This is a genomic window from Algoriphagus marinus (genome assembly GCF_001936475.1).
Classification (GTDB): domain Bacteria; phylum Bacteroidota; class Bacteroidia; order Cytophagales; family Cyclobacteriaceae; genus Algoriphagus; species Algoriphagus marinus.
Genome location: NZ_MSPQ01000009.1, coordinates 36,933 through 61,138 on the forward strand (window position 1 = coordinate 36,933; position 24,206 = coordinate 61,138).

At 40.3% G+C, this 24,206-nt stretch carries 22 protein-coding genes; 14 read left to right on the forward strand and 8 right to left on the reverse strand.

The features are described from left to right. Window positions 1–915: a WD40 repeat domain-containing protein gene (locus tag BVC88_RS14785; RefSeq protein WP_075351662.1), complete on the reverse strand. Its 915-nt coding sequence runs from the start codon at window positions 913–915 to the stop codon at window positions 1–3. A 35-nt stretch (window positions 916–950) separates the two neighbouring features. On the opposite strand from BVC88_RS14785, the gene BVC88_RS14790 reads away from it, so the two are divergent. Continuing rightward, the gene (locus tag BVC88_RS14790; protein WP_075351489.1) at window positions 951–1,580 is read left to right on the forward strand and encodes a 4'-phosphopantetheinyl transferase family protein; all 630 of its coding nucleotides are present in this window, start codon (window positions 951–953) and stop codon (window positions 1,578–1,580) included. 88 nt (window positions 1,581–1,668) lie between these two features. Continuing rightward, window positions 1,669–2,244 carry a redoxin domain-containing protein gene (locus BVC88_RS14795; protein WP_075351663.1) on the forward strand — a complete coding sequence of 192 codons (576 nt, stop codon included), beginning with the start codon at window positions 1,669–1,671 and terminating at the stop codon, window positions 2,242–2,244. On the opposite strand, the gene BVC88_RS14800 is transcribed toward BVC88_RS14795, so the two are convergent. From BVC88_RS14800 to BVC88_RS14810, 3 genes are all read right to left on the reverse strand, one after another. Continuing rightward, window positions 2,241–3,083: a transglutaminase-like domain-containing protein gene (locus tag BVC88_RS14800; RefSeq protein ID WP_075351490.1), complete on the reverse strand. Its 843-nt coding sequence runs from the start codon at window positions 3,081–3,083 to the stop codon at window positions 2,241–2,243. The two genes, BVC88_RS14795 and BVC88_RS14800, sit on opposite strands and share 4 nt — an antisense overlap. Before the next feature lie 52 nt (window positions 3,084–3,135). After that, entirely contained in the window at window positions 3,136–4,731 is a 1,596-nt protein-coding gene (locus BVC88_RS14805; protein ID WP_394332886.1) for an acyl-CoA carboxylase subunit beta, read from the reverse strand. Window positions 4,732–4,884: 153 nt separating this feature from the next. Continuing rightward, window positions 4,885–5,685, reverse strand: coding sequence for an N-acetylmuramoyl-L-alanine amidase family protein (locus tag BVC88_RS14810; RefSeq protein ID WP_075351492.1), 801 nt, complete (start codon window positions 5,683–5,685; stop codon window positions 4,885–4,887). 61 nt (window positions 5,686–5,746) lie between these two features. On the opposite strand from BVC88_RS14810, the gene BVC88_RS14815 reads away from it, so the two are divergent. Continuing rightward, complete coding sequence (locus BVC88_RS14815; RefSeq protein WP_075351493.1) at window positions 5,747–8,479, forward strand: putative LPS assembly protein LptD; 2,733 nt, start codon at window positions 5,747–5,749, stop codon at window positions 8,477–8,479. Window positions 8,480–8,554: 75 nt separating this feature from the next. Here the strand turns inward: BVC88_RS14815 and BVC88_RS14820 are convergent, their stop codons facing one another. Beyond that, complete coding sequence (locus tag BVC88_RS14820) at window positions 8,555–9,769, reverse strand: arginine deiminase (RefSeq protein WP_075351494.1); 1,215 nt, start codon at window positions 9,767–9,769, stop codon at window positions 8,555–8,557. A gap of 305 nt (window positions 9,770–10,074) precedes the next feature. Between BVC88_RS14820 and BVC88_RS14825 the strand changes: the two genes are divergently transcribed. The 4 genes from BVC88_RS14825 to BVC88_RS14840 all read left to right on the forward strand — a co-directional run bounded on the left by BVC88_RS14825 (window position 10,075) and on the right by BVC88_RS14840 (window position 12,947). Further along, window positions 10,075–10,803: a DUF4197 domain-containing protein gene (locus tag BVC88_RS14825; protein WP_075351495.1), complete on the forward strand. Its 729-nt coding sequence runs from the start codon at window positions 10,075–10,077 to the stop codon at window positions 10,801–10,803. A 233-nt stretch (window positions 10,804–11,036) separates the two neighbouring features. Continuing rightward, window positions 11,037–11,870, forward strand: coding sequence for an alpha/beta fold hydrolase (locus tag BVC88_RS14830; RefSeq protein ID WP_075351496.1), 834 nt, complete (start codon window positions 11,037–11,039; stop codon window positions 11,868–11,870). Continuing rightward, window positions 11,867–12,364 (forward strand): RNA polymerase sigma factor, encoded by a 498-nt coding sequence (locus tag BVC88_RS14835; RefSeq protein ID WP_075351497.1) that lies wholly within the window; start codon window positions 11,867–11,869, stop codon window positions 12,362–12,364. Before BVC88_RS14830 ends, BVC88_RS14835 begins: the two co-directional genes overlap by 4 nt. Further along, window positions 12,357–12,947 (forward strand): hypothetical protein, encoded by a 591-nt coding sequence (locus BVC88_RS14840; protein WP_075351498.1) that lies wholly within the window; start codon window positions 12,357–12,359, stop codon window positions 12,945–12,947. Before BVC88_RS14835 ends, BVC88_RS14840 begins: the two co-directional genes overlap by 8 nt. Here the strand turns inward: BVC88_RS14840 and BVC88_RS21365 are convergent. From BVC88_RS21365 to BVC88_RS14850, 3 genes are all read right to left on the reverse strand, one after another. Next, window positions 12,936–13,088 (reverse strand): hypothetical protein, encoded by a 153-nt coding sequence (locus BVC88_RS21365; RefSeq protein ID WP_175574427.1) that lies wholly within the window; start codon window positions 13,086–13,088, stop codon window positions 12,936–12,938. The genes BVC88_RS14840 and BVC88_RS21365 overlap by 12 nt on opposite strands. Window positions 13,089–13,156: 68 nt before the next feature. Further along, entirely contained in the window at window positions 13,157–14,863 is a 1,707-nt protein-coding gene (lysS, locus tag BVC88_RS14845; RefSeq protein ID WP_075351499.1) for a lysine--tRNA ligase, read from the reverse strand. Between the two features lie 101 nt (window positions 14,864–14,964). Further along, window positions 14,965–16,146: a proline dehydrogenase family protein gene (locus BVC88_RS14850; protein WP_075351500.1), complete on the reverse strand. Its 1,182-nt coding sequence runs from the start codon at window positions 16,144–16,146 to the stop codon at window positions 14,965–14,967. A gap of 592 nt (window positions 16,147–16,738) precedes the next feature. Here BVC88_RS14850 and BVC88_RS14855 point away from each other — a divergent pair. The 7 genes from BVC88_RS14855 to BVC88_RS14885 all read left to right on the forward strand — a co-directional run bounded on the left by BVC88_RS14855 (window position 16,739) and on the right by BVC88_RS14885 (window position 24,167). Further along, window positions 16,739–17,836, forward strand: a complete 1,098-nt coding sequence (locus BVC88_RS14855; protein WP_075351501.1) for a chorismate mutase — start codon at window positions 16,739–16,741, stop codon at window positions 17,834–17,836. A gap of 98 nt (window positions 17,837–17,934) precedes the next feature. Then, window positions 17,935–18,969: a 3-dehydroquinate synthase gene (aroB, locus tag BVC88_RS14860; protein ID WP_075351502.1), complete on the forward strand. Its 1,035-nt coding sequence runs from the start codon at window positions 17,935–17,937 to the stop codon at window positions 18,967–18,969. 33 nt (window positions 18,970–19,002) lie between these two features. Beyond that, entirely contained in the window at window positions 19,003–20,229 is a 1,227-nt protein-coding gene (locus BVC88_RS14865) for a 3-phosphoshikimate 1-carboxyvinyltransferase (protein WP_075351503.1), read from the forward strand. Continuing rightward, window positions 20,226–21,053, forward strand: coding sequence for a prephenate dehydratase (locus tag BVC88_RS14870; RefSeq protein WP_075351504.1), 828 nt, complete (start codon window positions 20,226–20,228; stop codon window positions 21,051–21,053). Before BVC88_RS14865 ends, BVC88_RS14870 begins: the two co-directional genes overlap by 4 nt. Then, a complete protein-coding gene (locus BVC88_RS14875) occupies window positions 21,050–22,198 on the forward strand; it encodes a pyridoxal phosphate-dependent aminotransferase (protein ID WP_075351505.1) in 1,149 nt (382 codons plus the stop codon). Before BVC88_RS14870 ends, BVC88_RS14875 begins: the two co-directional genes overlap by 4 nt. A 6-nt stretch (window positions 22,199–22,204) precedes the next feature. Next, complete coding sequence (locus tag BVC88_RS14880) at window positions 22,205–23,053, forward strand: prephenate dehydrogenase (protein ID WP_075351506.1); 849 nt, start codon at window positions 22,205–22,207, stop codon at window positions 23,051–23,053. Window positions 23,054–23,198: 145 nt separating this feature from the next. Continuing rightward, window positions 23,199–24,167, forward strand: coding sequence for a Kelch repeat-containing protein (locus tag BVC88_RS14885; protein ID WP_075351507.1), 969 nt, complete (start codon window positions 23,199–23,201; stop codon window positions 24,165–24,167). The last annotated feature ends 39 nt before the right edge of the window (window positions 24,168–24,206 follow it).

Consider the following 24,206-nt stretch of genomic DNA (forward strand, 5'->3'; position numbering starts at 1 on the left):
TTAATTATCTGAAATTTGCCAAATAGAAATACTTCGGTCATCGGAGACAGAGATAATATTTCCCTGATAAGTACTCCAGACCACTTTATTTATGGAAGTGCCATGTCCGGCATTTCTTGCTTTGTCGATTACTTTTAAGAGTTTTTGTTCGGCCACATCCCAAATCTTCATGGACTTATCCATGGAGCATGAAACGAAAAGTCTTCCGTCTTCCTTGAAAGATATGTAATTAATGGCATACATGTGAGCCACAATATTCTGGATTTGGTTGTAATTGGAACTATCCCAAAACTTCAATTGAGCATCTCTTCCTCCACTTATCAATAAGTCTTCACTGGGAGAATAGCTTAGTGCAAATACTGAATTGGTATGAGTTGCGAGATTTGCAATGGGCTGAAAATCATTTGCAATATCCAAGATTTTGATGGAGTGATCACTTAGTCCCACTGCAAGATGTTTTTTATCAGTAGCAACAGCAAAGACACGAATACTTTTCGAGCTTAGTTTAATATGCTTGCGGATTGCTCTTTTTTCTATATCTACTATAGTAAGGACACCGTCCCCGGTACCCACATATACTTCGTTTCCAATTATTTTGATATCAAAAATTGCCTGATCGGTAAGTTTTAAAGACCAGATTTCAACATTGTCATTGAGGTCGATTACATGAATTCCCTCGAAATTATGCCCTATAAAAAGCAAATTCCTGACATGATCAATCGCAAGTGCATAGACAGAATTATTCAACTTGGCGATCAATTTACCATCTTTTGGAAAATCAAGATCCCATTCTACTACCATTCCATCTCCTGAGCCTGTATAAAAAAAACGAGGGTCACTTCCTTCTGTCAAAGCGTAAATGCAATCGTTGTGACCGATTAGCGTATGTAATTTATTAACTTCAATTTTTCCCATATATTGCTGCGAGACTAAGGTTACCCTTTTGGCCGATGCAAACAAAAATAGAAAAAATTGACTCTTACTCAGCCTTGGCCATCAAGATAATTGAATCCCATGAAGTCGCGGATTTAGATTTTCTGAGTTTTCGGGAAAAATTAGCCTATTCAAACATCTCACATCCTGAAAAACGAAAAGAATGGGCATCTTCGAGAAAAGCTATTTTTGACGCACTGCAATCTCTACATATCCCCTATCCTGGATTTTTTAAAGATGAGCATGGGAAGTCTCAATCAATGAACGGGGCCGGATTTGTATCCTTAACTCATACTTCGGGATATGCTGCTGCGATCTACCACAGAAACACACCAGTGGGAATTGATATGGACCACATTCGGGAAAAAATTCTTCGGATAGGCTTTCGATTTTTGGATCCTTCGGAACTGGATTACTTGGAAAAAGACCCATTGCATTACACTATAGCATGGTCTGCTAAAGAATCTATTTTTAAATGTCAAGGAAAAAAAGGGGTATCATTTAGGGAAAATATTTTACTGGAACCATTTGATTCAAAAGCCACTACAATAAAAGGTAAAATACGAGGAACGGATTTTGCAGACCATCACTATCAGGTCAACGTTCGGGTAATTGATCAAACTGTGCTCACTTACACTACTTGGTAATATGAAATCGAGTAGATCGCAGAACATCACACAGGGAAATGGTTATCTAGGGCATTTCAATATGACCTCTAAAAAAAAATATAAACACATGAAAAAGCTAATTTTCTTTTTCCTTTCTTTTATTCTATCGCTCTCACTTTCAGCACAGACGCTTCCAGAGGTTTCACTCACAGATGCTGTCACAGGTGGTACGGTAAAAGTTTCCAGCAAATCCGGAGATAAAGGGTTGGTTATTATTTTTCATTCCTTAGGCTGCCCATTTGCGAAAATGTATGAGTCTCGAATCAAAGATTTAAGGGTTCGATTTCAGAGTCAAGGGATCAATATTATTCTCGTAAACCCAGAAATTGGAAACAGTCCTGACGAGCAAACCCCTTTAAAGAACTTTATAGATCAAAGCGGAATCAATACTGCGTATTTGATTGATGAAAAGCAGGAATTAACGAAGCTGCTTCAGATTTCCAAAATACCGGAAGCAGTTCTGCTGACGAGGGGTGCAGATGGTTTGAAGGTTCGATATCGAGGCGCCATAGACAATAATCCACAGGCAGAAACGAGTGTATCAGATCGTTATTTAGAGCGAGCGATGAATCAAGTGCTACGTGGAGAAGATCCAACACCTTCCCAAGTCAGAGCTGTAGGTTGTAATATTCGAACTTTCTAAGCCTCCAGAAGTGCTATTAGCTCTCGAACTTCCCCCACTTTATCTTGCTCCCCCAATTTTTCAAAAGCTTGTCCCAAATTTCTGAGCATTCTTAGAATAATGGCTAAGTGGGAACAAGGCTCAAAATACTCATCACGAGGTTCGATTTTCAAATGCTCTAAATAGTTTGAAACATCTTTTCGACCGAATATCAACCCCTTATTGAAGGCATTGATGTAAAAATTATAATCTTCAGATTTGTATGTAAGGACAAACAGATTTGGAAGATTCACTCCGTAGATTGGAAGTCCAAGTTTTCTGGCAACTAATAGATAAATAGAGCATAGCGTCAGTGGATTTCCGCGTTTGGAGTCCAAAACTGAAGAAAGCATACTATTCGCAGGGGAATGAAAGTTTTTGGTATTCGCAGAAAAACGAAGGGTGTTGAAAAGAACATTATTAATAATCCTTACTTGATCATAGGGAGGAAGATCATTTTTAAAAGCTGTCCAAACCTCAAAGTAGATTTGATGCATATCTGCATTTAGCTTTTCAAATTCTATATCAGGATATTGATAAGTGTTAATGATCCAAAGCCCAGCAAGCAGATCCCGGTCCTCTGTATTTTTCCAATCTTCTAATCTTTGCTTCAAAAGTGAAAACTGGAGATCATGAACAAGCTCCTCAATTTCCTTTTGGATTTCCGGATTGAAACTGTTTTCCCATTTTTTTTCCAAAAACGGAATGATCTCAGTACCCAAGGAAAGAATCCTATCCCGCACATGTGACCGAACTTCAAAGTCAGAATCATCAAGTAACGATACCAATGCATTCAATTCACTGGAGGTCAAATCACTCATAGGTATGGGCTTTGCAATGTTTTTAAATCGTAAATAATTTACGAAAAATTACTTAAGTCTGGATCACACCCACATTAAACCGTTCGCTAATCGGAGCATGATTGGCAGCTTCTATCCCCATACTGATTACTTTTCGGGTTTCCCTAGGATCAATCACTCCATCTACCCATAGTCGAGAAGCTGCATAATATGGGCTCAATTCCTCGTTGTATTTATCCCTTATTTCATCCAAAAGGATTTTTTCATCCTCAGGGGAAATTACCTGACCTTTCTTTTTTAAGGAAGCTACTTTTATCTGGAGCAATGTTTTCGCTGCTGAAGCACCGGACATTACGGCCATTTGGGCTGTAGGCCAGGAATAAATCAATCTAGGATCATAGGCTTTACCACACATGGCATAATTACCTGCCCCATAAGAGTTACCAAGAACTATAGTGAATTTTGGCACAACTGAATTCGCCATCGCGTTGACCATTTTTGCACCATCTTTGATGATCCCTCCATGCTCGGCTTTGCTTCCCACCATAAATCCACTTACATCCTGAAGAAACAGCAACGGGATTTTTCGCTGATTACAATTCATGATAAATCGTGCTGCTTTGTCTGCTGAGTCTGAGTAAATCACCCCACCCATTTGCATTTCACCCTTAGCAGTTTTGACTATTTTACGTTGATTAGCAATGATCCCTACAGCCCAGCCATCTATTCTGGCCGTACCACAAATCAGCGTTTTTCCATAATCTTTTTTATACTCATCGAGCTCTCCGCCATCAACCAAACCGCTAATCACCTCATTCATATCATAAGGCTTTACTCGCTCCATTGGAAAAATATCAATAAGCTTTTCGGCGGAAATAGCCGGTTCCTTCGGCTCAGCCCTATCAAAACCTGCAGTCTGATTATGTCCGAGCTTTTCAAAAATTTTCTTAATCGCATCAAGACAATCTTGATCCGAATCGTATTTATTGTCAGTCACTCCTGAAATCTCACAGTGAGTAGTAGCGCCTCCCAGGGTTTCATTGTCAACAGACTCTCCGATTGCTGCTTTAACTAGATATGAACCCGCCAAGAAAATGGAACCTGTCTTATCGACGATCATAGCCTCATCCGACATAATAGGTAAATAAGCGCCCCCTGCAACACAGCTCCCCATAATTGCGGCAATCTGTACAATACCCATAGCAGACATCTTCGCATTGTTTCGAAACTGTCTTCCAAAATGTTCTTTGTCTGGAAAAATCTCATTCTGCATCGGAAGAAAAACCCCAGCACTATCCACCAAATAGATGATTGGCAAATGATTCTCCATTGCTATCTCTTGGGCCCGGAGATTCTTTTTGGCAGTCATAGGAAACCAAGCACCGGCCTTGACAGTGGCATCATTAGCCACTATCACACACATTCTATTCTTTACATATCCAATGCCTGTCACGACTCCTGCAGATGGGCATCCTCCCTCCTCTTCGTACATTCCATATGCAGCAAAAGCACCAACTTCCAAAAAATCAGAATCTTCATCAATAAGATAATTAATTCGTTCCCTTGCGGTTAGCTTCCCTTTTTCATGCTCTTTTTTGATTCTGCTCAATCCTCCTCCCAACTTCACTTGCTCATACTTAGTTTGGAGGGTTTTTAAAAGTTGCTCCATCGTTTCGGGTTTTTGGGTAGTATTTGGGTTCATAGTTTTTATTCAGTTCTTATTTTCAAACTCTATTTATCTTCAAAGAGTTTGGGTTTGAAGATAAACAAAAGCCCTTTCTCAGAAGGAAAAAGGGCTAAATGATTCTATTTAAAGTGTTTATTATTTTGATTCAATCGCTTCTTTATAATCACGAATTGATCTATATATAGCTGAAGCCATGTATTCTTTTCCAGCGTCGCTCATCAAGAATCGTTCTTCTTCGGAATTGGACAGGAATCCAAGTTCCACCAATACTGAAGGCATAGATGGAGTCCAAAGCACATAAAAAGGACCTTGCTTCACTCCTCTACTTTTTCTTCCAACACGATCCCGAAATTGCGTTTCGATCTGATCTGCAAGAGAGACAGAATTTTCGAAATGCGCCTTCGACATCAGGTTAAACATCATATATGATTCTGGAGAAGTAGGATCAAAACCTTCGTAATTTTCTTCGTAGTTATCTTCCAAAAGAATCACCGAGTTTTCCCTTTTCACTATATCAAAGTTAGCATCCAGATACTTGGTACCCATTACAAAAGTCTCGGTGCCAAAAGCTGATTTATTTGGTGCCGAATTAGAATGGATGGAAACAAAAAGATCCGCTTTATTATTATTTGCAATCTGAGGTCGTTCTTTTAAGGAAGGAAAACTATCATCCTTGCGAGTGTAGATCACTTCTACATCCGGCATATTTTCTTTGATATACTTACCTACCAGAAGAGTTACCGCGAGATTGATATCTTTCTCCCTTGACCTAGAACCGAGATTTCCAGGATCTTTCCCCCCGTGACCAGCATCCAAAACGATTTTTTTCATCCTAAATGCAGGCATCATCGTTTCGTTTGGAATATATCCTCCAAATAGGAAAGGCGTTAATAAAACTAAAGTCAGAAGAAATTTTTTGTTTTTGGACCGTACCATGAGGGCAATAAAATTAACTTTACACGAAATTTCACTCAAATTAAATAAAGCGTAGGCAGCAGTGCAGAATCTAAGGCTCTTTTTATTTTCCTTTTTTGGGCTAATACTCCTCACGCATTTTGCGAACGCACAAGACCCTGTCAAGCCGAGAAGGGAGCGCCCAATTACTTTTCCAGACACTCTGGTCTCACAACCAACACAAAGGGGGCTTCAGGATACGCTTTCCATTCCTGCTGATACTCTTTCGATATCTGACTCGACAAAAATTGTGCCTAGGAATGGCATAGAATCAGATATTACCTATTTCGCTGAAGATTCAATAGTTGCAGATTTCCCAAACAACAAACTTATTCTATATAAAGAGGCTTGGTTTGAATATGGAGATATGCGATTGGACGCGGATTATATTTTGATTGACTGGGAAAAATCCGAAATCTACGCCAGCGGGCAAGCTGATAGCCTTGGAAATATCTCCGGAAACCCCTTTTTCAAACAAGGAGGTACTGAGTACGAAGTTCGCAAGGAAATGCGCTACAATTTCAAAACTCAAAAAGCGATCATCAAAGATGTCGTCACAGAACAGCAGGACGGAATACTACGTGGCGAAACGATCAAAAAAACCGAAGATGGGAGTATATACCTTGATCATGGGTATTACACCACCTGTAAACTCACCAATCCACATTGGCATATCTCTTCCAATAAGATCAAGTCTATCCAGGGAAAACAAGTAGTATCAGGCCCATTTAACTTGTATTTCAATGGAATCCCTACTCCTTTGGGCTTGCCTTTTGGAATCATACCTGATACCCCAGAGGAAAAAGCTTCAGGAATAATCTTTCCTAGCTATGGCCAAGAGCAAAAGCGGGGTATTTTCCTAAGGGATTTTGGATATTACTTTGCGATCAATGATTACCTCCACACACGAATTGCAGGTGATATCTATTCCAATGGAGGCTGGGGAGTCAAATCACAAACGGTCTATAAAAAGCGCTACCGCTACAGTGGATCAATGAATGTTGACTTTCAAAAATTCGTATCCCCTGAAACTGATCTAGAACCCGTTGATTACAACACATTCAGGATTGCTTGGTCACATAATCCAGAAAGCCGAGGAAACAGTAGATTCTCTGCTTCGGTAAATGCAGGTAGCACGAGTTATTTTAATAACATCATTAATCCGAACAGTTTCCAAAATAATGTCACTTCGGATCTCCAGTCTAACATCAACTACACCAAGACCTTCACGGGTACTCCATTTACCATGTCAGCCAGTATGAGACACTCTCAAAGTGTGCAAACTGGAGAAGTAAATTTGAGTTTACCCTCAATGAATGTGGCAATGAATAGACAGAGCCCTTTCAAAAATGTGAAATTTGAACCGCTTAAGACTTTCAATATTGCCTACACTTTTAACCTCCAAAACTCGATCACCAACAGAATTACACCCGATTTAGGAGTAGGAGGAGATCTTTCAGGGGCTCCACAGGCACCGGAACTGGTTCCTTTTACACCGGCAAACTTTAGCACTTTACTTCAAAATGCCAACAATGGCGCACAACACCGAATTCCGATCAGTTCAAATTTTAGAGTCTTCAAACATTTTACTGCAACCGGATCCGTCAACATTACTGAGCTTTGGTATCTGCAGCGATTAAACTACTATTACAATCCAGCCCAAGAAAGGGTAGATAAAATTGTCGAGGACGGATTTAACAGAGTGACTTATTACAACAGCTCTTTTAATTTGAATACAAACGTTTATGGATTTTATAATTTCAAAAAGGGTAAAACACAGACCATCAGACAGCTTTTCACTCCTTCGGTAGGATTCAATTTCACGCCGGATTTTTCAGATCCCCGATTAGGTTATTATCAAGAAGTCCAAATCAATGAAGAAGGAGATACTCGCTTATTTTCAAGACAGCAAGGATTTATCTACAGCGGTGCTCCTCTTGGAGAATCCAGAGCGATGTCTTTCAATCTGAGAAGTGTTTTGGAAGCAAAAGTCCTTTCTGAATCCGACTCCACTGAAGCTACTACCAAGAAAGTTCCGTTGATGGAGAGTATTGACTTCAATACCAGCTACAATTTCGCAGCAGACTCCTTTCAATTAGCCCCATTCTCTATCAGTGCACGAACAAGCTTCTTCGAAAGAAGAGTCTCAGTCAACCTAAGAAGCACGATAGATCCCTACGCAGTAGCAACTTTCACCAATAGCAGCGGACAGGAAGTCACGCGATCAATCAATGAATTTGCATGGAAAAATGGACAGGGAATTGGAGCTATCCGAAATGCAAGCTTAAACCTCAATGCTTCGATCAACCCGAACAGCTCACAATCTCAGGGCGAAGTACGTGATGAATTGACCAATCAATTTTTGAATGAAGGAGGACGGATGAATCAATTTGTTGAAAGTGAAATCAATCGAATTGCCACTGACCCAAGTCAATACATTGATTGGAATGTGCCTTGGAATTTGACTTTTGGTTATAATTTATCTTACAACAAACAACCAAGTGGCAACAAAAATGTGACCCAAACCATCAATATGAGCGGGGATGTGTCGATTTCCGAAAAATGGAAAATCAATTTCAATACTGGGTATGATGCCCAGACTAAGGAATTGACTCAAACCATGATCGGAATCGCCAGAGATCTACATTGCTGGCAAATGAACGTCAACTGGGTTCCTTTTGGCCGATTCACTTCTTACAATATTGATATTCGTGTCAAGTCAAGTATCCTTCAAGACCTAAAAGTATCTCGAAGAAGATCATTCTTTGATAATTAATAGGTGGGTTATCTGTGATATTAGATGTCAGACTTATAGTAAATCATACATCTAATATCATATATCTGAAAACGCTTAAACCCTGGACCTGCTTAGTGGCATCGTCATACATCTTGGCCCACCCAAGCCTCTAGAGAGTTCTGAAGAAGGGATTTCCAAAACCTCCACTCCCATTTGCCGAAGTGCTCGATTCGTATGGATATTTCTATTATAAGAAATCACACGACGGGGTCCGATAGCAAAAACATTGGCTCCATCAAACCATTGCTCGCGCATCGCATAATCAGGGTTTCCGTCAGCGGTATGCAGAATTTCCAAATGAGGAATCTCCCGCTCTAGAATAGTCAGAAGAGATTCTTTTAAAACCTCCCGCTTGATGATCACTTTATCCTCTCGGATTTCTTTTAAAGTATAGAGCGAAGTCTGCAAAACAGAATTCAGGGCATCTGGGTAAGTCAATGCCAAATTCTCATCCAGAATAGTAAAAACAGTATCCAAATGCATGTATTGCCGCTTTTGAGGAAGATGCACCTCATAAACCCGCTCGACTGTTCCCTCACCAAGCAAGGCTTTGGCAGCATGATAAATAGCTTTCTCATCCGTGCGCTCCGAGTTACCGATAGCTACAGCCTTATTGGATAAAATAATTATATCTCCACCTTCTATGCTTGGAGGACTATGCATCCCTTCTGCAGGATAGAGCTTATTGATATTCTCTTTGAAATCGGGATGATTTTCAAAAATGGTACGAAGCAAATCCGCTTCCCGCTGACGACCTTCCATTTTCATACTTGAAAAAATAATTCCCCCAGGTGTTACCGCCATTGGATCTCGCTGGAAATATAAATTCGGACATGGGGAAATTGCAAAAGCATAATCCATCAATTCTCCCGGATTAAGATTGGGTATTTTTCGCTTCAACTCATGGATTTTCAATCCTCCTGTAAGAATTCCGGCACATTCAGCGGTAGAATATCGCTCCAAGATCGCCTCAGCCAAATGAGATAGTCCAGATCGACGGAGGGATTCCTGCATGAGTTTTAAGAGGATTTGCTCATCATAAAGCACACGAATCAACAATTCTCGAAGCTGATAAACCATAGCACCCGTAGAGGACTTGATTAAATTTGAAAAGGTATCATGCTCTTTCTGAAGGGCTTCCAAATAAGGCACATCATCAAAAAGCAAAAACTCCTTATTATACGGAGTCAGTCGGTCTATTTCCTTTCCAGGACGATGCATCAAAACTGCCTTGAGGGTTCCAAATTCTGAATTGAGTCTGAGATTCATTTGATTAAAGAATTTTCATGAGTTGAAACTATAAATTATCATTTTTTCAATGATAATACCAGATATCAAAAAAATTGATAGATGAATTTTAAATCAGAATTCAGATTTAAAACCTACTTAATAATAGATCTTCGTTTATTTCTTAACTAAAATCATTTAAAAAGTAGACATTTTTATTTCTATTGGATCAAAATTTAACCCGTGCGAAAGATTTCCAAAACAATCTTGACTTATCCTTTTTACCTACCTTACGTAAGAATTACAGGACTTATTAAAGCTCCCAATCACCCTTTGTTAATCAATCCATGTTCAAAAGAATCACTCAGGCCTTTTCTCTATCAATTTATCTTATCCTAACCAGTTGCGCGACAGTCACTCAAATTACAGATGGCATGTCCCAATCCATTCTAACTCCTTCTTCCACAGAAATCAACTCCGCGTTGAAGGAAGCTTTGGAACAAGCCACTGGAATCAGTACTGAACGGCTTCACCTGAAAGATGGCTACCTAAGCAATCTGGATGTTAAAATCCTTTTTCCACCGGAAGCAAAACAGATCGAATCTACATTAAGATCTTTGGGGCTTGGATCCATGGTCGATCAGGTAATCGTCAGTGTGAACCGAGCTGCGGAAGATGCTGCTATTGAAGCGAAACCGATTTTTGAAAGCGCTATAAAACAAATGAGTATTCAGGATGTCAAAAACATTCTTCTAGGTGAAAATAATGCAGCTACGCAGTATTTTGCCAAAACCACCAGCGATAGTCTCAACGCCAAATTCTCCCCAATAATCGAAACAAGCTTAAAAAAGGTAGACGCAACCAAATACTGGGAGGATGCGACTACCCGCTACAATAAGGTGCCTTTTGTAAAAAAGGTAAATACAGATTTAACGGGCTATGTGACCCAAAAAGCAATAGATGGGCTTTTCATCGAAATCGCAAAAGAGGAATTAAAAATCCGGGAGCAAGTCAGTTCCAGAAAATCAGCCTTACTTCAAAAGGTGTTTGGCTATGCAGAAAAGGAGAAGAAGTAGAATCAATTAACCTAGTCAAACCAGTTGAACCAAAACCGAGCCCTGCAGCTCGGTTTTTCTTTTATTTGGCAACATTTAACCAAATCAACCCTAAACAAAACATCTTCAATTAGTCTCACTCACTAAAGCGAGCGGTTGAAATGGAGCATTGTTAAATTTTTCTTAGAAAATATTTTTTCCCTCAGCCTGTAACAAATAACCTGAATTCATTTCTAAGCTATAAAAACTTGAAAATGAAAAAAGCTATTCTACTCCTTTACCTCTCCTTTATAATGCCATCTTTGGTGTCAGCGCAAAGTGCAATTGAAATCCAAACTTTGGGGACCGGCGAACCTATTCTATTCCTACCTGGATTTGCCACGCCTGGCGAAATCTGGGAAGAAACTTCTCTTCAACTACCTGACCACCAGTCTTTGTTAGTGACTTATGCGGGTTTTGGTGATGTGGCCCCAGTGGATTTCCCTTGGTATGAAAAAGTAAAAACTGACTTGATTCATTACATTTCCAGCGAAAATCTTCAAAACCTAACTCTTGTCGGGCATAGTATGGGAGGAAATCTTGCAATTGATCTTGCAGCTGAATTTCCGGAACGGGTAAAAAAAGTCATGATTGTAGATGCCTTGGCATGCATGCGGGAAATGATGATGCCAGGAGTTCTTGCGGAGGCGCTAGGTTATGAAAGCCCTTATAATGACCAACTGCTCGCCATGGACAAAGCTGCTCAGAATTCTTATTTGTCTCAAATGAGTCAAGGAATGATTTCTGATCCGGTCGATCAACAGCAAGTGCAACAATGGATGGAAATAGCAGATAGAAAAACTTTTGTCTATGGATATGTGGATCTATTGAAACTGGACAGTCGACCACTTTTGCCTGAGATCAAAGTACCAGTAATGATTTTGGTGGCAGACCAACCCTTTGGATCGAAAGCTTTGATAAATATGGAAAAACAATACGAAGGATTGAAAAACAAAGAATTTGCACTTGCAAAAGAGAGTAAACATTACATTATGCTTGATCAGCCGGAGTGGTTTATGAGCCAGCTTAAATCCTTTTTATCCAAGTGATTAAAGATCAAAAAACATATTTTGGGCACCTTTACAAAGACTATTACCGAATGGTTTTCCAATTGTGTATGGGCTTCTTGAAAGGAGACAATGACCAAGCAGAAGATCTCACTCAGGAAGTGTTTATCCAAGTTTGGAACAACCTAGGGACGTTTCGACAAGATTCAACACCAAAAACCTGGATCTACCGAATCTCAGTAAACACTTGCCTAAACCACCTCAAAAAGGAAAAACTAAAGTCCGAAAAAATCAGCATGGCAATTCGAGAGCAGCCGGATACCGTAGAAATTTCTTCAAATGAAACTGATCCAATCAAAGCTCTATACACTGCAATGGCTGCATTATCAGAAGTAGATCGATTGATTACAGGGATGCTATTAGAAGAAATACCAAATGCTGAGATCGCAAGCATACTCGGAATTAATGAAGGCAACCTTCGGGTGAAAATTCATAGAATAAAAATTAGACTCAAAAAACTCATTCCAAATGACTGAACTAAATAAAAATTTAAAAGCTATCTGGCAAGACTTAGGCACTTCTATCGCTCCACCTACCAGCGCTCAAAATGTACTTCTAGAAGCCAAAAAACTTAACCAAAACAGTATCAAATTCCAACGAGGCAACCTGATTGTTCTTGGTCTAAGCTTCCTAGTGATGTGTTATTTTCTGATCTTCTTTTTCAGTTTTCAAGATTTATTGAGTAAGATCGGAGTGGCTTTGATGTTGGGATTCTTTCTGTTTCGAATTGTTTTGGAAGCATACAGTATTGGACAGGCAAAAAGTGACAGAATCACCGAACCTTCTTCCAACAACTTGGAAAAGGAGGAGAAATACCTATCGCTCCGCGTGAAAATTCATAGTACCTATACCTATCTCACACTTGGCGTATATACTTTGGGGTTTATTTTTTTACTCCCTGAGTTTGCTATTCACCTGAGTAGTTTTTGGATGGCCGCCATGGTTGTTTCTTATTTTGTCCCGGGAATCATTCTAACCTTAATAATTAGAAAAAATGTACAGAAAGAGCTCCATGAACTCCGAACGGTGGTGGAGCTGAAAAAGAGTTTAATGGATTGATTGCTTTGCTTTTTCCTCGGGGAAAAACCAATTGAAATAGAAATTTAGTCTCGTTTGAGCTATTTCAACCAATCGCTCCTTCAAATCTGAAACACTTAGGAGTACAATCATTTGAATACTCAACTGAAAGAGATCAGGCATTATCTAGATTTTCCACAAAAAAACCGAGCCTCTCAGCTCGGTTTTTCAATTTCTAAACGCTTCCAGTATTAATCTACCAGCGACACTGTAACGGCATCACCTTCTTTAGTCACTTTTGCAACTCCTTTTCCGGTAAGGCCTTTCATAGCTACATCCCACTTCTTACCGCTAAGTCCTGCTTTTTCTTTCAAAGCTGGCAAAGCCACAGGAGATTCTACTTTCAAAAGTTCGAAGATTCCTTTCTCCTCCTCAGACATCTCGACCTGCTTTTTCTCAGGTCGCATTTGAGGGAAGAATAGCACTTCCTGAATGGTCGTTTTATTAGTCAATAGCATGGTCAATCGATCGATTCCAATTCCCAATCCGGATGTTGGCGGCATCCCGTATTCCAGAGAACGCAAGAAATCTTCATCCATCGCCATGGCTTCATCATCTCCCCTAGCTGCCAATTTCAACTGATCTTCAAATCGCTCTCGCTGATCGATCGGATCATTCAACTCGGTATAAGCATTTGCGATTTCTTTTCCATTTACAAATAATTCGAAACGCTCCACCAAACCAGGTTCTGTCCGATGCTTTTTCGCCAATGGCGTCATCTCAATCGGATAGTCTGTGATGTAAGTTGGCTGAATTAGGTTTGCTTCCACTTTTGCACCAAAGATCTCATCGATCAGCTTGCCTCTACCCATGGTGTCATCTACCTCTATCGCCAGCTGCATGCAAACTCCACGAAGTCCAGCCTCATCCAGTTCGCTAACATCAATGCCCGCATATTCCTTGATGGAATCATACATGGTCAACCTTCGATAAGGACCTGCAAAATTGATGCGCTTATCCCCTACCGTAATTTCTGTTTTACCATGAATTTTTTCAGTCACTTGCTCGATCAATTCCTCCACCATTTCCATCATCCAGATGTAGTCCTTGTAGGCTACATAGATTTCCATGGAAGTGAATTCAGGATTGTGCGTACGGTCCATGCCTTCATTTCGGAACATTTTCCCAAACTCATACACGCCGTCAAATCCACCAACGATCAGCCTTTTTAGATAAAGCTCATTCGCAATTCGCAAGAAAAGCGGCATATCCAAGGTATTGTGATGGGTCTCAAAAGGTCGAGCTGCTGCTCCACCATGAACTGCCTGCAAAATTGGAGTCTCCACTTCCAACCAGCCATGATCGTCAAAGTAGCGACGCATTTGACTGATGATTTTGGAGCGGGTTACGAAGGTGTTTTTCACTTCAGGATTCACTGTCAAATCCACATATCGCTGACGATAACGCATTTCAGGATCGGTAAATCCATCGTGGACATTCCCATCTTCATCTCGCTTGACAATCGGAAGCGGCTTCACCGACTTGGATAAAACAGTCATCTCCGTCACGTGAAGTGATATTTCACCTGTCTGAGTGGTGAAAATATAACCTTTCAAACCCAAGAAATCTCCGATTCCCAAGAGCTTTTTGAACACTGAATTATAAAGCGTCTTATCTTCTCCCGGACAAATATCATCCCGGCGAATGTAAAACTGAAGTCTGCCGCTCGCATCCTGAATCTCTCCAAACGAAGCCGATCCCATAATACGACGACTCATCAACCGACCAGCAATCTTGATGTCTTTGTAATCAGTTTTTCTGTTTTCGTAGTTGCGATGGATATCATCAGCAGTTACATTAACCGGAAAAGCAGCAGCAGGATAAGGGTTGATTCCTAACTTCATCAACTCTTCCCTGTCCTTCCGTCTTTCTAATTCCTGTTCGCTTAAAACTTGCATGTCTCTTCTATTTTTTCAAAGGCCAAATGCCCCTAAGTTATTTTCGATTTAATTTTGCCCACTGACAAGTGCCTACTGCCCCCGATAGCTATCGGGGCTGCCTACTGCCCACTATTTTTCCTTCTTTTCATCTCACGCTTGATCAACTCAAATTCCCGACTACTTTGACCTGCAATACTGGAATTTTCTGCTGCTCTACGAGTAAGATAAGGCATCACTTTTTCCACTGGACCATAAGGCACATATTTCACAACTCTAAAACCTGCTTTGGCAAGGTTAAAGGAAATATTATCACTCATTCCATAAAGTTGGGAAAAGAATACCCGATCGGAATTCGGGTCAATTCCATGCTTGTTGATCAATTGGGTCAAAAGCAAATTGCTTTGTTCATTATGTGATCCTGAAACCAGGTAGCAACCATTTTCTAATGCGTATTCCAAAGCAAGATTATAATCCCGATCTGTTGCGGCCTTATTAGGTTGAATTGGACTTGGATATCCCAATTCCTCAGCTCTTTCCCGTTCTTTCTCCATGTAGGCTCCACGAACGGGCTTAGCTCCGAAGAAATAACCTTTAGCCTGAGCAGTTTCATTTGCCTTCTTTAGTCGCTCTAATGAATCGTGTCGATACATCTGGAAGGTATTATAGACTACGCAGCGCTCACCATTGTATTTCTCCATCGCTTCATAAGCCAAGTCATCGATCACGTTTTGAAACCAAGATTCTTCGGCATCTATCAGAATCTTTAGACCTAGGTCATGCGCAGCCTTGCAAAGTCTATCTACACGGGCTTTAGTTCGATCAAAAGCTTTGGTCTCTCCTTCTGTTAGCGCTTCTCCGGCCTGGATTTTCTCCATAATATGGTAATCTCCAAGACCGGTAACTTTAAAAACACCAAAAGGCATGTAATCAGTCTTCGCAGATTCTACCAAGGTCTGATAGATTTCTTCAGTAGTCTTTTCAAAACTTTGCTCGTCTCCTTTACCCTCTACAGAAAGATCCAAAATACTTTCGATCCCAAAGGACTCCAATCTTTTGCAGGCTTCTATCGTCTCAGCGATAGTTTCTCCACCGCAGAAGTGTCCAAACATGGTTTGTTTCATCAATCCTTTAATTGGTAGTCCCAATTTGAAGGAGATATTTGTCAATGCTATACCGAGATCTGAAACAAACTTATTATTCAGCAAGGCAAAAACCAGGTAAACTTTCCGGAGTTCTGCATCGGATTTGGAAGCAAAAGCTACTTCCAGGTTTTCAAAAGAAATATTGGATTTTACAGGCATTTATGGCAAATAAAGTTGCAAAGATATCAAAAAAACAGCTTGAGCTTAGGTTTTGTTATGATAATTGAAAAAGATGAAAGCGGGATAATTCACCTTTTGAATTAGAAATTTTTTAATGATTCTTTTATAGGAATGAACTTCAGAAATTATCTGCAAATCTTTAATCTTCTTGAATTAAGAATTAGCAAAAACTGCAAACCAAACTTTATTGCTCAGCAGATCATTAAGCAAATCAATAAAAATTTCGAAAATTCTTTTTCAGAATTAATAAACAGTTTTTAAAATTAAAACAGAATTATAATCTGTTTCACCCAGTTATTTTTACCTATTTAGATAAAAATCAAAGAATCGCCCTTGGAATTATTGAATTGATAAAGAAGTCGGTAAAAAATAATTTTGTTTTTAAAAAGTCCCCTCCTATTTTTGAGACATGTTATTAGCAGCAGCGATTTATTTTACATTCTTCTACTTTTACTTTCGAAGCCAAAATCGAATCGGAGCTGTGTATTGTCTAGCCAAAAACTAAAAGAAAATATAAACACAAAAGCCCGGTTCGAAAGACCCGGGCTTTTTTCATTTAAAGCTCAGTACCATGAAAGCACACAAACAAATTAAAGATTGGGGATTAGGATTGACCAGCCCTTTGATTATTGCAGGACCTTGTTCTGCAGAAACTCCCGAGCAGATCGAGCAGATCTGTAAAGAGATGAAAGAAGAGAATATGGTTCCTCAACTTTTCAGAGCCGGAATCTGGAAGCCTCGGACCAGACCAGGATCTTTCGAAGGTGTGGGAGAAGAAGGATTAAAATGGATGGAGATTGTACGCCATCACTTGAATATTCCAATCACCACTGAAGTTGGAAATGCAGCACACGTAGAATTGGCATTGAAACATAAAGTCGATGTTCTTTGGGTGGGAGCTCGAACCACTGTCAACCCATTTGCGGTTCAGGAAATTGCAGAAGCGCTTAAAGGTGTTGACATTCCTGTAATGGTAAAAAATCCAATGAATCCGGATCTTGATCTTTGGATTGGTGCACTGGAGCGTTTCCATGCGGTTGGAATTGATAAAATTGCGGCAATTCACCGTGGGTTCTCTGATGCTTATGATAAGCGATTCCGAAACAAGCCAAACTGGTCTATGCCGATTCACCTGAAGCGGGTCTGGACTGGAATGGAAGTCATTAACGATCCTTCCCACATTGTAGGAAAAAGAGATGGATTACTTGAAGTTGCTCAGCGCGCGATGAACTTCGGCCTGGATGGATTGATGATTGAGACCCACCATGATCCAGACAAAGCTTGGTCTGATGCAAAACAGCAAGTGACTCCAGCTGCCCTAAAAGAAATGATCAATTCGATCGATTTCAAAGAGCCTTTGGAAAGCATGAAGCCAGACGAGCGGCTTCAGGATTTGAGAAGAGCTGTGGATCACATGGATGACCAGTTGCTGGATATCCTTCAGGAACGCTTTGCGATTATTGATCAGATCGGTTCGCATAAGCGAGAGCATCATTTAACCGTGTTTCAATCCGACAGATGGAAAGAGGTAATGGAAAGCAGAACTCAAAAAGGAGTCAATAAACATCTTAGTGAAAAATTTATGAAGGAGTTACTTTATTGCATTCATGAAGAATCTGTGAAGCGTCAAGAGAAACAACTTCGTGAGGCAAGTCCCATTAAAAAATAAATACAACATACTGAGCTAAGTAAAGGCAAAGGGGAGCTTTCTCTGCTCTTCTTTGCCTAATTTTCGACTATATTGGCTTCAGTAAAATTACAGTCCTTGTGAATCCGATCCACTTTTCAGACCAACCGGCAGAAGACCTCCATTCGCTTTTAGCGCGATTGAGTTTTTCTCAACTTTTTATTCTTGTTGATTCAAATACCCAAATTCATTGTCTCCCGATTATTGAAAAAGCGCTTCTCGCTGATATAAACCTCTTTGTAGTTCAGCCAGGTGAAAGCAATAAGACTATTGCTACCTGCATGGAAATCTGGGCAGCCATGACTGATGCGGCTTTGGATAGAAGGGCATTAGTGATCAATTTAGGCGGTGGTGTTTTGGGAGATATGGGCGGTTTTTGTGCAAGTATTTATAAAAGAGGAATTCGATTTATCAATATCCCGACTACTTTGCTTTCTCAGGTTGACGCCAGCGTAGGTGGGAAACTGGGAGTTGATTTCGAGGGATTGAAAAATCATCTGGGAGTATTTAATGAGCCTGAAACTGTTTTGATTTCGCAAATATTCCTTTCAACTCTTCCCAAGAATGAACTTCGGTCTGGTTTCGCAGAGGTTATCAAGCATGGACTGATTCGAGATAAAGCCTACTTTGAAAGTTTAAATTTCAAAAACTGGGAAGAGTCAGATTGGAAAGAGTTAATAAGACACTCCATTGCGATCAAAACTGAAGTAGTATCCTCAGATCCAAAAGAAGCAGGACTTCGCAAAATCTTGAATTTTGGGCACACCATAGGACATGCTTTTGAGACATTTTACCTTGACGGAGAAAAACATTTGTTACACGGAGAAGCAATTGCTGCCGGCATGATTTGCGAAGCTTGGCTTTCAAAGCAGAAACTTGGCCTTTCTGCAGAAGAATTAGCTAAAATCGAAGCTGCTTTTTTTTCCGTCTACGGCAAAATTACAATTGAGGAATCTGAAATAGAATCGGTTCTGGACCTTTGCCTTCAGGACAAAAAAAATGAAGGAAATAGCCTCTTATTTTCACTTTTGAAGGAAATTGGGGACTGTCAGTACAACATCCCGATTTCTCGACAAGAGATTCGCGAGGCTATTTTATACTACCAAAGTCGCTAACTTATTACCTAATTTTCTTTGAAAACTGACACCATGGAAATCCTTCGCCTTGCGCAGCAATCCTATTTTGATACCATTTCTATCCCTTTACCTTCATCCAAAAGTGAATCGAATCGCGTTTTGGTGATTGATGCGCTGACAGATGGGGAAAATCGCATTTCCAATCTTGCTGAAGCTAGAGATACGCAAACCATGATCAGCTTACTGAAAAAAAATCCTCCAGTTTATGATGTATTGGATGCAGGTACGACGATGCGATTTCTGACAGCTTTTGCAGCCGTGACACAGCAAAATAAAGTCATGACCGGAACAGCCAGAATGTGTCAGCGGCCAATTGGAATCCTGGTCGATGCGCTACGGGAAATCGGTGCTGAAATTCATTATCTGAATATTGAAGGGTATCCTCCATTGGCGATACATGGACTGAAAGAACAATCCAATAATAAAGTTAAAATTCGCGGGGATGTCTCCAGTCAATACATCTCTGCCATGTTGATGATAGCTCCACTGCTTCCAAAAGGCCTTGAATTGGAGCTTGAGGGAAAAGTTGGAAGCAAGACCTATATCGAAATGACGCTGGAATTGATGGCTCAATTTGGTATTAAATACACTTGGAAAGAGAACAAAATCGAAATACTCAATCAAACCTATACCCCTACTTCTTTTGCCGTAGAAAGCGATTGGTCCGGGGCAAGCTACTGGTTCAGCCTACTTGCTTGTGCTGATTCAGGGACATTTTTCCTGGAGGGATTAAAAGAAAATAGCCTTCAGGGTGATTCTAAAATCGTAGAAATCATGGATTTCCTTGGCATCAAATCCACTTTTAAAAACGGTGGCGTTTTACTTCAAAAAAAGGGAGTGAGCGGTTTGGAAAAATGGGACTTCACACATTGCCCCGATCTTGCTCAGACTGTCGCCGTGACTTGTGCGATTTTGGGTCAAAACTCGATTTTCACTGGTTTGGAGAGTTTGAGGATCAAGGAAACAGATCGAATCCATGCACTTCAGCAAGAATTGGCAAAGTTTAATGCCGAACTTAAAGAAATCGAACCCGATGTATTTCAGGTGATCCCATCTGTCACAATGCCACATCAAGTTCAGATTCATACCTATGAGGATCATCGGATGGCTATGGCATTTATGCCATTGGTTACCAAAACGGAGGTTCTTTTTGAAGATCCATCCGTGGTCAACAAGTCTTATCCAAGTTTTTGGAAACATTGCAATTTGGCAGGTATTCAAACTGAAAAATCAGCATGAGCGAACTTAAAGTAGCCATCCAAGGAATCCCAGGTTCATTTCATCATCAAGTAGCCATCCGATATTTTGGACTTGATGCAGAACTATTGACCTTCAACACCTTTGAACCAGTGGCAAAAGCTGTGGCAAATGGTGAAGCAAAATTTGGAGTGATGGCGATTGAAAACTCCATCGCAGGAGCAATACTCCCAAACTATGATTTGATTGATCGCTATGAACTGAATATCAGAGATGAATATTACTTGCCAATCGCCCATCAATTCATGGCATTGCCCGGCCAGAAAATCGAGGATATCCTTTCAGTTGCCTCACATCCCATGGCTTTACTTCAGTGCAAAACCTTTCTTGCTAAATATCCCCAGATCATCCAAGTAGAAGACATTGACACCGCGTCAGTAGCGAAACGAATTTCGGAGCAAAAACTGAAAGGCACTGCTGCAATTGCCAGTGAAATCGCTGCTGAGATTTATGGTCTGGAAATCCTCGCAAAGGATATTCAAACGGTGAAAGACAATTTCACTCGATTTATCATTTTGCAAAAAGAGAAAACAGAAACACTTTACACCGCGAACAAAGCTTCTTTCAAAATCACAATCAAAAATCAAGCTGGCGGATTGGCTAAATTATTAACCATGTTGTTTGAAAAAGGTCTGGATTTGAGTAAGATTCAATCGATCCCGGTGATTGACAAACCTTGGGAATATGCATTTTTTATGGATGCAGAATTTAAAAATTACGCTTCATTTAAAGAAGCCATGGAATTATGTCAACTTAATTTCGGTGAGGTAAAAATTTTCGGAGAATATTTGAGCAGAAAGCAATGAAGGGATATGCAGATCGTGTGAGCACGGTAGAAGAGTATTATTTTTCGGCAAAACTCCGAGAAGTCAATCAGATGATCGCAGATGGAAAGCCTGTCATCAATTTAGGCATTGGCAGTCCTGATTTATCCCCAGACCGATCAGTAATCGAGGCTTTGCGAAGCACGTCTGAAAATCAAAAAGCTCACGGCTATCAAAGCTATCAAGGCATCCCCGAATTACGGATAGCCATGGCAGAATTTTACTTGCGCGAATATGGGGTACAGCTTAATCCCGCGAAGGAAATCTTACCTCTGATGGGTTCAAAGGAAGGAATCATGCATCTCAGTATGACTTTTCTAAATCCCGGAGATCAAGTTTTGATCCCTAATCCTAGCTACCCTACCTACGCTTCTGTTTCCAAATTACTTGGTGCAGTTCCAATCTACTATAGTTTGGATCTCGAGAAAAAAGGGCGACCAAATTTGGAAGAGTTGGAAAAATCAGATCTTTCAAAAGTAAAAATCATGTGGATCAACTATCCACATATGCCCACCGGAGCAACCGGAAGCGTTCAGATTTTGCGAGATTTGGTAGCTTTTGCCAAACGGCATGACATTATTTTGCTTCATGACAACCCCTACAGCCACATCCTCAATCCTGAGCCCAACAGCATTTTATCAATTCCGGGAGCAAAGGAAGTAGCCTTGGAATTGAACTCGCTAAGCAAAACATTTAATATGCCAGGCTGGCGTGTGGGATTACTTGCTGGCCGTGAGGACTGGATCGCAGCAGTCATCAAAGTGAAAAGCAATATGGATTCAGGGATGTTTCTCGGGATTCAGAAAGGGGCAATTGCAGCTTTGAATTTGGGAAAAAACTGGTTTGCCGAACTGGACGAAAATTATCAAAACCGTAGAAAACTCGTTTGGAAGCTTGCAGAAAAACTTGGTTTAAGCTTTTCCAAGGACACAGCTGGATTATTCGTCTGGTGTAAAGTGCCAAATGGAAAAACAGCGGATGCAATGGTAGATGAGCTTTTATATGAAAAAAATATCTTTTTAACTCCAGGAAAAATCTTTGGTGCAGAAGGACAGGAATATATCAGAATATCGCTTTGCATGCCTGAGTTTAAAATCCTGGAAGCTATTAATCGAATCAAATCATAATCGACTATGAAAAAAATACACATCATTGGACTTGGACTTTTGGGAGGATCTTTTGGTCTCGCTGCCAGAAGAAAATTCCCTGAATTGAAAGTAACTGGTTCAGATATCTCCGAACAAAATCAAAAAGATGCGCTGACTCTGGGAATTATCACCGAAGTCAAAGAAAACCCGGACTCGGATACCGATATCGTAATTCTAGCGACTCCGGCAGATACGATGGGTGATTTATTGACTAAAATGCTTGATCAAATCGGAGAAGAAACTTTGGTAATTGATCTTGGATCAACTAAATCTAAGCTTTGTATTAAAGTTTCCGATCATCCAAAGCGAGCGCAATATTTGGCTGGACACCCAATTGCCGGGACAGAATATTCTGGCCCTAAAGCTGCTTTTGCTGATCTATTAGATCGAAAGGTGATGATTCTGTGCGAAATGGAAAAAACAGATTTACATCTTAAAGAAAAAGCTTATTCTCTTTTTGATGCACTAAATCTGAAGCTTCGATTTATGGATCCGGAGGAGCATGATCGTCATTTGGCATTTGTTTCTCATTTATCCCACATCTCTTCCTTTATGTTGGGAAAAACGGTTTTACAAAAAATGGCTGATGACAAAAACATCTTCGACATGGCAGGTTCCGGTTTTGCTTCCACCGTACGATTGGCAAAATCCAGTCCAGCGATGTGGGCCCCTATTCTTACCGAAAACAAAGACAATATTCTGGCAGCTCTGGATGGATATATTGCAAACCTTGCTGATATCCGCGCAAAAGTTGCCCAAAGTGATAGCGACTCGATTTATTCAGATTTGTCGGATATTAATAAGATTCGGGACATTTTGGATTTGGGGAAATAAAAGTCATAGCGATAATTTTAAAAATAGTCTCAGCTTTTAAAGATTTAATTTTAGAGATTTAGATCAAAAAAACCACGGTATGTCCGTGTTTTTTTTGTTATGGGTTCCCATTTTTTAGTACTTTGATCTAAAATCCTATTCACCTATGAAATCGACCATTTTTCTCTTCATTTTAGTTTTTTCCTTAAGCGCCTGTGGTAAAAAAGGAGGATGGGAGGTTTTGGACACCTCAAATGAAGCATCTCCAAGACATGAAAACTCTCTGGTAGAATTAGACGGCAAGCTTTATGCACTGGGTGGCCGTACAGATCGGCCGGTTGAAGAATTTGATCCCAAAACCAACACATGGAAGAAATTAGCAGAGTCTCCAATGAATTTCCATCACTTTCAAGCCTTGGCTTTCGAGGGAGAAATCTATGTGATCGGAGCTTTATCAGGTCCCTATCCACATGAGAAACCAATAGAGAATTTCCTGATTTTCAACCCCCAAACGAATACTTGGCGAAAAGGGCCAAAGATTCCTGCGGATAGGCTTCGTGGTTCAGTAGGAGTTTTTTCCAGAGAAGGAAAAATCTACCTAGTCTGTGGGATCATTGATGGGCATTGGGAGGGTCATGTGGCTTGGTTTGATGAGTATGACCCAAAAACTGATACTTGGAAAGTCTTACCCGATGCACCAAGACCTCGAGACCACTTTGGTGCCGCAATGGTTGGAGATCGAGCTTATGTAGCAGGAGGCAGAATTTCTCATGCGGCTATTGACAAAGTGTTGGAATTGACCATTTCAGAAGTAGATTATTATGATTTCAATACCGGCACATGGCATACAGAAAAAAATGGATTACCGACACCGAGAGGTGGTAGCTCTTCAATTGGACACAATGAGTTTTTAGTAGTCATGAATGGGGAAAGTAGTACCCAAGAACTTTCTCACTCAGAAGTGGAAGTGTTGAATACCAAAACTGGTGAATGGTCCAATCTTCCGGAGTTAAATCAAGGTAGACATGGTACTGGCGTAATTTATTACCAAGGCAAATTGTACGTAGCAGCTGGATCGGCCGAACGATATGGTGGGCCAGAACTGAACGATATTGAAACCTTAGAATGGAAATAGTCAAAAACTTCTTTTACAGAAAGATTATTAGATCGGATT

Coding starts and splice junctions, on each gene's coding strand:
- BVC88_RS14785 (WP_075351662.1), bottom strand. CDS start 915: ATGGGAAAAATTGAAGTTAATAAATTACATACGCTAATCGGTCACAAC.
- BVC88_RS14790 (WP_075351489.1), top strand. CDS start 951: ATGCAAACAAAAATAGAAAAAATTGACTCTTACTCAGCCTTGGCCATC.
- BVC88_RS14795 (WP_075351663.1), top strand. CDS start 1,669: ATGAAAAAGCTAATTTTCTTTTTCCTTTCTTTTATTCTATCGCTCTCA.
- BVC88_RS14800 (WP_075351490.1), bottom strand. CDS start 3,083: ATGAGTGATTTGACCTCCAGTGAATTGAATGCATTGGTATCGTTACTT.
- BVC88_RS14805 (WP_394332886.1), bottom strand. CDS start 4,731: ATGGAGCAACTTTTAAAAACCCTCCAAACTAAGTATGAGCAAGTGAAG.
- BVC88_RS14810 (WP_075351492.1), bottom strand. CDS start 5,685: ATGGTACGGTCCAAAAACAAAAAATTTCTTCTGACTTTAGTTTTATTA.
- BVC88_RS14820 (WP_075351494.1), bottom strand. CDS start 9,769: ATGAATCTCAGACTCAATTCAGAATTTGGAACCCTCAAGGCAGTTTTG.
- BVC88_RS14825 (WP_075351495.1), top strand. CDS start 10,075: ATGTTCAAAAGAATCACTCAGGCCTTTTCTCTATCAATTTATCTTATC.
- BVC88_RS14830 (WP_075351496.1), top strand. CDS start 11,037: ATGAAAAAAGCTATTCTACTCCTTTACCTCTCCTTTATAATGCCATCT.
- BVC88_RS14840 (WP_075351498.1), top strand. CDS start 12,357: ATGACTGAACTAAATAAAAATTTAAAAGCTATCTGGCAAGACTTAGGC.
- BVC88_RS21365 (WP_175574427.1), bottom strand. CDS start 13,088: ATGCCTGATCTCTTTCAGTTGAGTATTCAAATGATTGTACTCCTAAGT.
- lysS (WP_075351499.1), bottom strand. CDS start 14,863: ATGCAAGTTTTAAGCGAACAGGAATTAGAAAGACGGAAGGACAGGGAA.
- BVC88_RS14850 (WP_075351500.1), bottom strand. CDS start 16,146: ATGCCTGTAAAATCCAATATTTCTTTTGAAAACCTGGAAGTAGCTTTT.
- BVC88_RS14855 (WP_075351501.1), top strand. CDS start 16,739: ATGAAAGCACACAAACAAATTAAAGATTGGGGATTAGGATTGACCAGC.
- BVC88_RS14865 (WP_075351503.1), top strand. CDS start 19,003: ATGGAAATCCTTCGCCTTGCGCAGCAATCCTATTTTGATACCATTTCT.
- BVC88_RS14870 (WP_075351504.1), top strand. CDS start 20,226: ATGAGCGAACTTAAAGTAGCCATCCAAGGAATCCCAGGTTCATTTCAT.
- BVC88_RS14875 (WP_075351505.1), top strand. CDS start 21,050: ATGAAGGGATATGCAGATCGTGTGAGCACGGTAGAAGAGTATTATTTT.
- BVC88_RS14880 (WP_075351506.1), top strand. CDS start 22,205: ATGAAAAAAATACACATCATTGGACTTGGACTTTTGGGAGGATCTTTT.
- BVC88_RS14885 (WP_075351507.1), top strand. CDS start 23,199: ATGAAATCGACCATTTTTCTCTTCATTTTAGTTTTTTCCTTAAGCGCC.